The sequence below is a fragment of the Nonomuraea harbinensis genome, from assembly GCF_019396385.1.
In the GTDB taxonomy this organism is placed as follows: Bacteria; Actinomycetota; Actinomycetes; order Streptosporangiales; family Streptosporangiaceae; genus Nonomuraea; species Nonomuraea ferruginea.
Genome location: NZ_JAHKRN010000051.1, coordinates 52,617 through 63,396 on the forward strand (window position 1 = coordinate 52,617; position 10,780 = coordinate 63,396).

Genomic DNA, 10,780 nt, shown 5'->3' on the forward strand with positions numbered 1-10,780 from the left:
CATGCCCGTCGGCCTCGCGACCAAGGTCGCCCTGGGCGGTATGGCCGGCGCCGGCGTGGCCGGTGCGCTGGCACCCGAGGTGCTGTTCGGCATCTCCTATCTCGAAGGCGACCCCGAACGGATCCGCCAGGCGGCCGACGTCCTCGACGACCTCGCCGACGCGATCGACCTGCGTTTCCGGGAGGCGAACACGGCCGCGGAAACGGTATGGAAGAAAAGCTCCGACGAGGCGGTCGACGCGTTCAAGAAGTTCTGGCAGGAGGAATACGGCCCCGCGGTTCTCGCGGTCTCGCTCAAACACCGCAACGCGGCCAACGCCTGCCGGGCCTACGCCGACGTCGTGGAAAAGGTCAACCACGCGCTGCACGTGCTGTGCTGGATCCTGACCGTGGACATGATGTACACCATCGGTTATCAGGTCTTCACCTGGAAGCTCCTGCAAGCGATCATGAAGAGACAGGCGATCCTGCTCCGACTGGGCGCGCACCGCTTCGTCACCCTGTTGCTGCCCACCTTCTCCTACTGGGTGGCCGACAGCGTGTCGTACGCGACCGGCGAGGTGGCGCTGCCCCTGGCGCTCAACTACGCGGGCGGCATCAAGACCGACCTGTCCGGCAACGACGTCAGGTCACTCGGCCACAACCTCACCGCGTTCCGCGAGCACTTCGTGGCCAACATGACCTTCAACGGGGTCCTCGACGGCACGGCGGCGCTGATGGCGAAGGTGCCCGGGCTGCGGGCCGTCACCGCCAACCTGACCCTGCCGAACGGGACGACACTCAACACCGGCAACTTCGTCCCCAGACTGGCCGGCTCGACCGCGTACTCGATGTCCCTGGACGCGCAGCGCGGCGACAACCCCCTGCCCGGGACCGAGCACGGGCTGACCGAGGAGGAGATGTACCAGAAGTTCATCGTCCACGGCACGCGGAGCCTGATCCCGCGACTCAAGTGACTTTCCGGTCGCCCTCGCCGAGGTAGGGCCTCGTCACTTCCACCAGCCGTCGCGCCGCGTCCTCGGCGGCCCGGCGCGACAGGTCCACGATCGTGTCGGCCAGCTCGCGTGAGCCCATCCTCATCGCCCGGGGGTCGATGTGCAGCGCGGCCAGCTGCCCGGACGCCGAGACCCTTATTTTGATCTTGTCGTCCGGGGTGGCCGCGTGGCCGGTCACCTCGCCGACCGCGCCCATGACGTCGGCGAGCTCCGTGGAGTTCGCCCGGAACTCCGCCATGACGCGGTCGAGCTCGGGGTCGCCGGTGCGCTGCTCTCGTTCGGCCATGAGGCATTGTCCTGCGCGCGGATGTCAATCATGCTACGAACGCGCATCAGGCGCCGACGTAGGCCGCCAGGTGCTCGCCGGTGAGGGTGGAGCGGGCGGCGACCAGGTCGGCGGGGGTGCCCTCGAAGACGACCCGTCCGCCGTCGTGGCCCGCGCCGGGACCGAGGTCCACGATCCAGTCGGCGTGCGCCATGACCGCCTGGTGGTGCTCGATGACGATCACGGACTTGCCGGAGTCCACGATCCGGTCGAGCAGGCCGAGCAACTGCTCCACGTCGGCCAGGTGCAGGCCGGTGGTCGGCTCGTCGAGCACGTAGACGCCGCCCTTGTCGGCCAGGTGGGTGGCCAGCTTGAGCCGCTGCCGCTCGCCGCCGGACAGCGTGGTGAGCGGCTGGCCGAGGCTGAGGTAGCCGAGCCCGACGTCGGCGAGCCTGCCGAGGATGGCGTGCGCGGCCGGCGTGCGCGCCTCTCCGGCGCCGAAGAACTCGGCGGCCTCGGTCACCGACATCGCGAGCACCTCGCTGATGTCCCGGCCGCCGAGGTGGTACTCCAGCACCGACGCCTGGTAGCGCTTCCCCCCGCACTCCTCGCAGGTGGTGGCGACGCCCGCCATCATCCCCAGGTCGGTGTAGATGACGCCGGCGCCGTTGCAGTCGGGGCAGGCGCCCTCGGAGTTGGCGCTGAACAGCGCCGGCTTCACGCCGTTGGTCTTCGCGAACGCCTTGCGGATCGGGTCGAGCAGCCCGGTGTACGTCGCCGGGTTGCTCCGCCGTGAGCCCTTGATCGCCGACTGGTCGACCGCGACCACGCCCGCGGAGGCCGGGATCGACCCGTGGATCAGCGAGCTCTTGCCGGAGCCGGCGACGCCGGTGACCACGCAGAGCACCCCGAGCGGGATGTCCACGTCGACGTCGCGCAGGTTGTGCCGGGTGGCGCCGCGGATCTCCAGCTTCCCGGTGGGGCTGCGCACCTCCGGCTTGAGCGACGCCCGGTCGTCGAGGTGGCGGCCGGTGATGGTGCCGCTGGCCCGCAGGCCCTCGACGGTGCCCTCGAAGCAGATGGCGCCGCCCGCCGTGCCGGCGCCGGGGCCGAGGTCCACGACGTGGTCGGCGATCGCGATCGTCTCCGGCTTGTGCTCGACGACCAGGACGGTGTTGCCCTTGTCGCGCAGCCGCTTCAGCAGGTCGTTCATCCGCTGGATGTCGTGCGGGTGCAGGCCGATGGTCGGCTCGTCGAACACGTACGTCACGTCCGTGAGCGCGGAGCCGAGATGGCGGATCATCTTGGTGCGCTGCGCCTCGCCGCCCGACAGCGTGCCGGCGGGCCGTTCGAGCGAGAGGTAGCCCAGCCCGATCTCCACGAACGAGTCGAGGGTGTGCAGCAGCTTGGCGAGCAGCGGCGCGACCGACGGCTCGTCGAGGTCGCGGACCCACGCGGCGAGGTCGCTGATCTGCATCGCGCAGGCGTCGGCGATGCTGACGCCGCGGATGCGCGAGGAGCGGGCCAGCTCGCTGAGCCGGGTGCCGTCGCACTCGGGGCAGGTGGTGAAGGTGACCGCCCGGTCCACGAACGCGCGGATGTGCGGCTGCATCGCCTCCCGGTCCTTGGAGAGGAACGACTTCTGGATCTTGGGGATCAGGCCCTCGTACGTCAGGTTGACGCCGTCGACCTTGACCTTGACCGGCTCCTTGTAGAGGAAGGCCTGGAGCTCCTTCTTGGTGTAGTCGCGGATCGGCTTGTCCGGGTCGACGAAGCCGGACTCGGCGTAGACCCGCACCGTCCAGAAGCTGTCGGACTTCCAGCCGGGGATGGTGAACGCGCCCTCGGAGAGCGACTTGGAGTCGTCGTAGAGCTGGGTGAGGTCGATGTCGGAGACCGTGCCGCGGCCCTCGCAGCGGGTGCACATGCCGCCGATGCGGGTGTAGGTCGCCTTCTCGGTCTTGCGCGCGCCCCGCTCGACCGTGATCGCGCCGCTCGCCCGTACCGTCGCGACGTTGAAGGAGAAGGCCTGCGGCGAGCCGATGTGCGGCTCACCGAGCCGGCTGAACAGGATGCGCAGCATCGCGTTGGCGTCGGTGGCGGTGCCGACGGTGGAGCGGGGGTCGGCGCCCATCCGCTGCTGGTCGACGATGATCGCGGTGGTCAGCCCGTCGAGCACGTCGACCTCGGGGCGGGCCAGCACCGGCATGAAGCCCTGGACGAAGGCGCTGTAGGTCTCGTTGATCAGCCGTTGCGACTCGGCGGCGATCGTGCTGAACACCAGCGAGCTCTTCCCCGAGCCGGAGACGCCGGTGAACACCGTCAGCCGGCGCTTCGGGATCTCGATGCTGACGTCCTTGAGGTTGTTCACCCGCGCGCCGTGCACGCGGATCAGGTCGTGGGTGTCGGCGGCGTGCGGCTCGGGCGACCGCGTGTCCGTTCTCGTGGTCATCGTGTCTCCATGGGTACGTGGTGGTCGCTCGTCAGCTGGGCGGCCACCGCGGTGAACGCCGGAGGGTCAGGGCCGTTCCTGGATGCGGATCATGTTGCCCGCGGGGTCACGGACCGCGCAGTCGCGCACGCCGTAGTCCTGCTCGGTCGGCTCCTGGATGACTTCGGCGCTGTTGTCGCGGAGCCGGGCGAAGGTGCCGTCCAGGTCGTCGGTTGACAGGACGATACCGGCGAAGGTGCCTTTGGCCATCATTTCGGCGATGGTGCGCTGCTCGTCGTCGGTGATGCCGGGGTCGCCGGTCGGGGGCTGCAGGACGATGGACGTGTCGGGCTGGCCGGCGGGGCCGACCGTGATCCAGCGCATCCCCTCGTAGCCGACGTCGTTGCGCACCTCGAAGCCGAGGGCGTCGCGGTAGAAGGCCAGGGAGGCGTCGGGGTCGGAGTGCGGGAGGAAGCTCGCGTGAATGGTGATGTCCATGGCTGCCACGTTAGGCGTGCCGCGCCCGGCGACGCTTCTCGATTCCTGATCGTGTCGCTCAAGGGGCGGCGCGGGCGAGCAGGTCGCGGATGAGGGCGACCACCTCGCCGGGGGTGAACTCCATGGCGTTCTCGCCGACGCTGACCTCGAAGGCGCAGTGGCCGGGCTCGGACGCGGATCGTACCCGGCCCCAGAGCTGGATGCCGCGCTCTGCCAGGATCTCCGCGCCGGCCCGCTCGACGGCGCGCCGGTCGGCGGGCAGGTGGATGTGGAACAGCGGCGTCTGCGGCGGGTCGGGCCAGGCGCGGGCGGCGCCGTCCGCGTTGATCGCGGCCGCGATGGCGATGGCGTGCTCGCGGTACGCGGGCATCTCGCCGGCCAGGGTGTCGAGGTGGACCAGCGCGGCCAGGGCGAGCGGCCAGGCGTCGCCGATGCCGCCGCCGAGTCGTTGCCGCCACACCCTCGCCACCTCCACGGTGGCCGCGTCGGAGGCGAGCACCGCGCCGCGCACGCCCTGCAGGCTCTTGTAGAGGGAGACGTAGACGGTGTCGAACAGCGCGGCGATCTCGTCGAACGGCCGCCGGTAGTAGGTCTGGGCCTCCCACAGCCGGGCGCCGTCCAGGTGCGCGGCGGCGCCGGTGGCGCGCACGAGCGCGACCTGCTCGCCCAGGTCGTCCCAGCCGGGCACCAGGCCGCCGAGGTCGCGCTGCGGCAGCTCCCAGACGACGGCCGCGAGCGGTTCGCCGATCGCCGCCAGGTCTTCCGCGGTCATCAGCTCGTGCGGGTCGCCGGCCCTGCGGAACCGCAGGCCGTGGACGGCGTTGTAGCCCTGCTCCTCCCACACGTCCAGGTGCGACCTCGGGTGCGCGGCGAACGTGCGGCGGCCGCGCCGGTCGGCGTGCACGCGCAGCGCGGTCTGCTGGGCCATCGTGCCGCTGGGGAAGAACAGCGCGCTCTCCTTGCCGAGCAGCTCGGCCAGCCGCCGCTCCAGCACCGCGACGGGGCCTTCGGGGCCGTCGGCCGGGGTGCCGTCGTCGACCAGGGCGAGCATCCGCTCCAGCATCATGCGCGGCCCCCGCCGGATCGGCGCGTGCAGGAACAGCGAACGCCGGACCGGCGGGCTGGTGTCGGACATGAACGGGCAGGCCGGTCGCGGCGGCGAGCGCCTCCTCGGCGCTGAGCCCGGCCTCGGTGAGCAACTCCAGCTCGCGGTGCAGGCCGGCCCCGTGGGCGGGCGCGAACGGGGTGGCGTCGGTCCCCGCGAGCAGGGGCGCCCCGGCCCGGTGCAGGTCCCGCAGCGCGCCGGCGGCCCCGGCCGAGCTGCCGGGACGCGCGCGGTCAGCGGTCTCGACGTGCCCAGCGGTGATCGCCTCGAAGTACGCGAGCGTGGTCACGACGAAGACGCCCTGGGCGCGTACCCGCTCGGCCAGCCGCCGGGAAGCCGGGTCGCCCGGCGCGAGGTCGGTCCACACGTGGGCCAGGCCGTCGGCGCCGGCGTCGAGCGCGATCCCCACCTCGGCCGCGGTGATCGCGTGGGCCACGACCCGCAGCCCGGCGTCGTGCGCCGCCTCGGTGAGGGCGGTGGCCACGTCCGGCGTCATCGCCGGGAGGTCGGCGCCGTGCACCCTGCCGGCGTGGGTCGGATGCCCGCCGGGTGCGGTGGCCAGGGTGCCCGCGCTGCGCAGGTCGGCCACGTCGTCGTTCCCCGCGGCCAGCAGGCGCTGCTCCGAGAGGATCTCCGGCAGGCAGAACATGTCGAGCTCGGTGGTCACCCCGTGCCGCAGGGCCTGGGCCAGGCTGCCGTCGAACACGTGCGTGTGCGCGTCGATCAGCCCCGGCAGGAGCGTCCTGCCCGCCCCGCCCACCTCCACGTCGGCCTGGTGACCCGCACCGGCGCCGGCCGCGGCGATCAGCTCGCCCTCGATCACCACGTCGGCCCTGGCGATGGACCGCTCGCCGTCGAACACCCGGACGTCGCGGATCAGCGTACGCATCGAACATCTCCTCTGAAGGTCGTGAGTCACGGACGCCACCACAGAGGGATGCCGGCGGCCGGCTGTGACATGGCCACGACCGGCCGTGGCATGGATCACATCCCGGGCGTCCATGTCACACTCCCGGCGTCACGGGTCTCTGCGGTCGCGACAGATGAGGAGGTTCGCCATGATGCACGCGACCGTCACCGAGCAGTTCCTCGGCCATCGCGAGCTGCTGTTCTCGGTGGTCTACAACATGCTCGGCAGCGTCGCCGACACCGAGGACGCGCTGCAGGAGGTGTGGCTGGCCTGGTCAGCCCGGCACGGCAGGCCGGCCGCCGAGCCGGTCGAGAACCCCCGGGCCTATCTGGTGCGGATCGCGGTGAACCGGGCGCTGGCCCGCCGCGCCGACCTGAGCCGCCGCCGGGAGACCTACGTCGGCCCGTGGCTGCCGGAGCCGCTGGTCACCGCCGAGGACGCGGCCGGGGCCGCCGAACGGGCCGAGTCGCCACGATGGCGATGCTGGTGGTGCTGGAGACCCTGTCACCGCTCGAACGGGCGGTGTTCGTGCTGCACGAGGTGTTCGGCTTCGGCCATCCGGAGATCGCGGGCATGCTGGGCCGCACGCCTGCGGCGGTCCGCCAGCTCGCGGCCCGCGCGCGCCGCCACGTGCACGCGCGCCGCCCCCGCCACCGGACCGAGCCGGACGTCCACGCCCAGGTCACCGAGCGCTTCGCCGCCGCCGCGCTCGGCGGGGACCTGCGGGCGCTGCTGGAGGTGCTGGCACCGGACGTGACCCTGTGGACGGACGGCGGCGGCAAGGGGCCCGCCACCAGCCTGCGTCCCGTGCGCGGCCGCGACCGGGTGGCGGCGCTGTTCGTGTCGGTCGCCGCGACGCTGCCCGACGGCGGGCTGGACATCCGCTACCGGCGGGTGGCGGGCGACCCGTGCGCGCTCGTCTTCTCCGGCGACAGCCCGCTGGCCGTCGTCGTCGTGGACCTCACGCCCGACGGCGACCGGATCGCCGGCATCTACTCGGTGACCAACCCCGACAAGCTCACCGGGATCCGCCGAACCTGACGCGCCGCCGGGTCAGCGCCCTCGGCATGCGCGAGCATGATGAGGGCGGAAAACAGCGAAGGGGCCGACTTGGATAGGGTCGGCCCCTTCGCGTTTACTGCCTCAACCAGGCGCGGAGGATGGGGGATTTGAACCCCCGAAGGGTTGCCCCTTACACGCTTTCCAAGCGTGCGCCCTCGGCCACTAGGCGAATCCTCCGCCGACGAGCTTACCGGACTCGGCAGGGTCTCGGGACCACCATTTCGTGGCAGCGAGCACTGCCGCATGTGGATAGACTGTCCCCGGACCCCTCGCGCGGCGTCATCCTGTGAACCTCCCCAGGGCCGGAAGGCAGCAAGGATAAGCGGGCTCTGGCGGGTGTGCGAGGGGTTCCTTCGTTGGGAAGCCCCTCGCAGGCGGGATGGTCGCATGAGCCTTGCGCTTTACCGCAAGTACCGACCCGGGACCTTCGCGGAGGTCAAGGGTCAGGAACACGTCACAGACCCGCTGCGGCAGGCGCTGCGCACCGGCCGCATCAACCACGCCTACCTCTTCAGCGGGCCCCGCGGCTGCGGCAAGACCTCCAGCGCGCGCATCCTGGCGCGCTCGCTCAACTGCGAGAAGGGCCCGACCCCCGACCCCTGCGGCGAGTGCGAGTCGTGCGTGGCGCTCGCCCCGACCGGGCCCGGCCACCTCGACGTCATCGAGATCGACGCGGCCTCCCACGGCGGCGTCGACGACGCGCGTGACCTGCGCGAGCGGGCGTTCTTCGCCCCCGTGTCGGCGCGCTTCAAGATCTACATCATCGACGAGGCGCACATGGTGACCCGCGAGGGTTTCAACGCGCTGCTCAAGCTCGTCGAGGAGCCTCCGCCGCACCTCAAGTTCATCTTCGCGACGACCGAGCCGGAAAAGGTCATCGGCACGATCAAGTCGCGCACCCACCACTACCCGTTCCGGCTGATCCCGCCGGCGACGCTGCGCGCGCTGCTGGAAGAGATCCTCACCGCCGAGAACGTCCCGTTCGAGCCCGCCGCGCTGCCGCTCGTCGTCCGCGCGGGCGCCGGCTCCGCCCGTGACTCGCAGTCGATCCTCGACCAGCTCCTCGCCGGCTCCGGCGACGACGGCATCACCTACGCCCGCGCCGTCTCCCTGCTCGGCTACACCGACGGCGACCTGCTCGACGAGGTGGTCAACGCGTTCGCCGCCCGCGACGGCGGCCAGGTCTTCCAGGCGGTCAACCGGGTCGTCGAAGGCGGCCACGACCCCCGCCGCTTCGCCTCCGACCTTCTCGAACGCTTCCGCGACCTGGTCATCCTGGCCAACGTCCCCGAGGCGGCCGCCAACGGCCTGCTCGACCGGCCCGCCGACGAGCTGGAGCGGCTCGTCCAGCAGGCGGCCTCGATGGGGCCCGCCGAGCTGACCAGGGCCGCCGAGATCTTCAACGCCGGTCTCACGGAGATGCGCGGCGCCACCTCGCCGCGCCTGCTCCTGGAGCTGATGTGCGCCCGCGTCCTCCTCCCGGCGGCCGAACAGGGCGAGGCCGCCCTGCTGGCCCGCCTGGAGCGCCTCGAACGCGGCAGCGCCGTCGCCGGCATGGCCGCCCGCGCGGTCCCGGCCGCTCCACCCGCCGGGCCGCCCTCGTCCGGGCCCGCCGCCACGGGGCACCCGTCGTCCGGGCCCGCGGCCCACGGGCCTGCGGCTTCCGGGCCTGCCGCTTCTGGGCCTGGCGCTTCTGGGTCTGCGGCTTCTGGGCACGCCTCGTCCGGGGCTGCGGGGGCCTCGTCTGGTCACGGTGCTTCCGGGAGCGTCGGTACGGGGCATGCCGGTGGTGGTGTGCCCGCGGCCTCGCAGGCGGGAGCGCCGGGCACCGTCGCGACGCCGAGCGGTCAGGCGCTGGACGGGCCTCACCCGGCCCGGACCGGTGGGCCTGTGGCCGACGACTGGCCCGAGACCGTTCGGCCGGGCTCCGGCTCGGGTGCTCCCGCGTACGGTGGGCAGCCCCAGAGCGGCGGCCAGGAGCAGGGTGGTCCGGCTCATGGTGGTCCCCAGGCTTCCGGACAGGCGGGGGCTGCGCAGCCGGGCGGCGGTACGGCGGCGTTGCAGCAGCAGTGGCCCGCGGTGCTGGCGGCGCTCAAGCAGCGCAGCATCGTCGTGTGGGCGAACGTCAGCACCAACGCGCAGGTGGTCGGCGTCGAGGGCAACCTGGTGACGCTCGGGTTCACCCAGATCGGCGCGATGAAGAACTTCACCGGCGGCGGCAAGGACGCCGTCGTGGCCACGGCGCTCGCCGACGTGCTGGGGGGCACGTGGCGGGTCGAGGCCGTGGTCGGCAACGGTCCTCCGCCGTCTCGTGGGACCCACTCGGGGGGGTCGGGGCCTGCGGGTTCTCCAGGAGGAGCCGCTGGACCGTACGGAGGTTCCCAGGATTCTTGGGGTGACGCCGCCGGTTCCCCTGGCGCCCACGCCTCCGGCGGGACGCGGCCGGAGGGCCCGGGGTCGTCCGGCGGCGGCCCGGGGGCGGGGACGCCTGGCACGAATAGCCACGCGGGCTCCGCAACGCACGGTGCCGAGGGTCGCGCCGGAGCTGGGACGCCTGGCGCGGGCGCTGTGGATGCCCGTGCAGGCTCTGGGGTTACCGGTGTAGACGGCCGCGCGGGCTCTGGGATGACCGGTGTGGATGGCCGCGCGGGCTCTGGGGTAACCGGTGTGGATGGTCACGCCGGCTCTGGGATGACCGGTGCCGATGGCCAGGCCGGCTCCGGGGTGACCGGTGTGGATGGCCGGGCGGGCACCGGGGTGGCCGGTGCGAATGGTCACGCCGGCTCTGCGGCGCATGGCGCCGGAGCGGGGGCGGACGGTCGCGTCGGCTCAGGGCCGGGCGCTGCCGTGGGTGCCGTGTCGTCTGGACAGTTCGCGGAGGCTGGAGGCGTTCAGGCGGCCGGCGGGTCCCAGCAGCGGCCGACGACGGACGAGTCCTGGCCGTCGGCTCCCGACGAACCCGGCCCCGGGTCCCCGCCTGGGCCGGATCCGTCGCAGGCCGCTCCCGCCGGTGTGATGACCGGGACCGGGCTGGCTGCCGCTCGTTCGGCGGCCAGGGCGGCGGCGCAGGCGGGCCCCCGGGTTCCGGCCGCCAGGCAGGGAGGCGGCTCGGCCGGGTGGCCCAGCGCCATCCCCAAGCGAGCCAGCGCTCCCGACACGGATGACGTGGACCCGCTGAACGACGCCGACGCCGACGTGGACGAGCTCTCGGGGATGGCTCTCCTGCAACGTGAACTGGGCGCCCAGGTCATCGGCGAGATCGACCACTCCTGACAGCGAGCCGCCAGCCTTTCCCGAGGGCCGACCTCCTCCGATACCGCACTCCCGGCCGCAAGAGACCGGTTGCCGTACGGGCGGCACGTCGGAGTTGGGACCGCTCGGACTTCTAAGAGGGCGGTTCGATAGTTGATGCCCCTTTCGCCGTTGCGATTGGGTGAGGCGGGCTGGTCAAGTGACTCGTAGCGGAGCTACGGACGCGGCTGAGCGAACAACCCCGGCTCGGATTCGACGAGGAC

Annotated in this window: 7 protein-coding genes, 1 tRNA gene, 1 other RNA gene and 2 pseudogenes; 6 read left to right on the forward strand and 5 right to left on the reverse strand. The window is 72.4% G+C overall.

Annotation, left to right across the window (positions count from 1 at the left end):
- The first annotated feature begins 1 nt into the window (after nucleotide 1).
- Nucleotides 2-955, forward strand: coding sequence for a hypothetical protein (locus KME79_RS36185; RefSeq protein ID WP_219549832.1), 954 nt, complete (start codon nucleotides 2-4; stop codon nucleotides 953-955).
- On the opposite strand, the gene KME79_RS36190 is transcribed toward KME79_RS36185, so the two are convergent.
- The 4 genes from KME79_RS36190 to KME79_RS36205 form a co-directional block, all read right to left on the reverse strand.
- Nucleotides 948-1,280, reverse strand: a complete 333-nt coding sequence (locus KME79_RS36190; RefSeq protein ID WP_148035991.1) for a YbaB/EbfC family nucleoid-associated protein — start codon at nucleotides 1,278-1,280, stop codon at nucleotides 948-950. The genes KME79_RS36185 and KME79_RS36190 overlap by 8 nt on opposite strands.
- A gap of 46 nt (nucleotides 1,281-1,326) precedes the next feature.
- Complete coding sequence (locus KME79_RS36195) at nucleotides 1,327-3,711, reverse strand: ATP-binding cassette domain-containing protein (RefSeq protein WP_219549834.1); 2,385 nt, start codon at nucleotides 3,709-3,711, stop codon at nucleotides 1,327-1,329.
- A gap of 66 nt (nucleotides 3,712-3,777) precedes the next feature.
- Entirely contained in the window at nucleotides 3,778-4,188 is a 411-nt protein-coding gene (locus KME79_RS36200) for a VOC family protein (RefSeq protein WP_219549836.1), read from the reverse strand.
- 58 nt (nucleotides 4,189-4,246) lie between these two features.
- Nucleotides 4,247-5,323: a threonine aldolase family protein gene (locus tag KME79_RS36205; protein ID WP_219549838.1), complete on the reverse strand. Its 1,077-nt coding sequence runs from the start codon at nucleotides 5,321-5,323 to the stop codon at nucleotides 4,247-4,249.
- A 227-nt stretch (nucleotides 5,324-5,550) separates the two neighbouring features.
- On the opposite strand from KME79_RS36205, the gene KME79_RS36210 reads away from it, so the two are divergent.
- The 3 genes and pseudogenes from KME79_RS36210 to KME79_RS45710 all read left to right on the forward strand — a co-directional run bounded on the left by KME79_RS36210 (nucleotide 5,551) and on the right by KME79_RS45710 (nucleotide 7,244).
- Nucleotides 5,551-6,072, forward strand: a complete 522-nt coding sequence (locus KME79_RS36210) for a hypothetical protein (protein ID WP_219549840.1) — start codon at nucleotides 5,551-5,553, stop codon at nucleotides 6,070-6,072.
- 348 nt (nucleotides 6,073-6,420) lie between these two features.
- Nucleotides 6,421-6,525: pseudogene (locus KME79_RS45705) on the forward strand (RNA polymerase subunit sigma-24); the annotation flags it as partial.
- Nucleotides 6,526-6,677: 152 nt separating this feature from the next.
- On the forward strand, nucleotides 6,678-7,244 hold the full coding sequence (locus tag KME79_RS45710; RefSeq protein ID WP_246641009.1) for a sigma factor-like helix-turn-helix DNA-binding protein: 567 nt from the start codon (nucleotides 6,678-6,680) through the stop codon (nucleotides 7,242-7,244).
- A gap of 113 nt (nucleotides 7,245-7,357) precedes the next feature.
- Here KME79_RS45710 and KME79_RS36220 read toward each other — a convergent pair.
- Nucleotides 7,358-7,442, reverse strand: a tRNA-Ser gene (locus KME79_RS36220).
- An 82-nt stretch (nucleotides 7,443-7,524) separates the two neighbouring features.
- On the opposite strand from KME79_RS36220, the gene ffs reads away from it, so the two are divergent.
- Both ffs and KME79_RS36230 read left to right on the forward strand, forming a co-directional pair.
- Nucleotides 7,525-7,623: signal recognition particle sRNA small type (gene ffs, locus KME79_RS36225), an RNA gene on the forward strand.
- A gap of 29 nt (nucleotides 7,624-7,652) precedes the next feature.
- Nucleotides 7,653-9,755: pseudogene (locus tag KME79_RS36230) on the forward strand (DNA polymerase III subunit gamma and tau); the annotation flags it as partial.
- Nucleotides 9,756-10,780: the final 1,025 nt, after the last annotated feature.

Bases quoted from the DNA above. Each gene is read 5' to 3' on its own strand.
- KME79_RS36185 (WP_219549832.1), top strand. From the start codon at position 2: ATGCCCGTCGGCCTCGCGACCAAGGTCGCCCTGGGCGGTATGGCCGGC.
- KME79_RS36190 (WP_148035991.1), bottom strand. From the start codon at position 1,280: ATGGCCGAACGAGAGCAGCGCACCGGCGACCCCGAGCTCGACCGCGTC.
- KME79_RS36195 (WP_219549834.1), bottom strand. From the start codon at position 3,711: ATGACCACGAGAACGGACACGCGGTCGCCCGAGCCGCACGCCGCCGAC.
- KME79_RS36200 (WP_219549836.1), bottom strand. From the start codon at position 4,188: ATGGACATCACCATTCACGCGAGCTTCCTCCCGCACTCCGACCCCGAC.
- KME79_RS36205 (WP_219549838.1), bottom strand. From the start codon at position 5,323: ATGTCCGACACCAGCCCGCCGGTCCGGCGTTCGCTGTTCCTGCACGCG.
- KME79_RS45710 (WP_246641009.1), top strand. From the start codon at position 6,678: ATGGCGATGCTGGTGGTGCTGGAGACCCTGTCACCGCTCGAACGGGCG.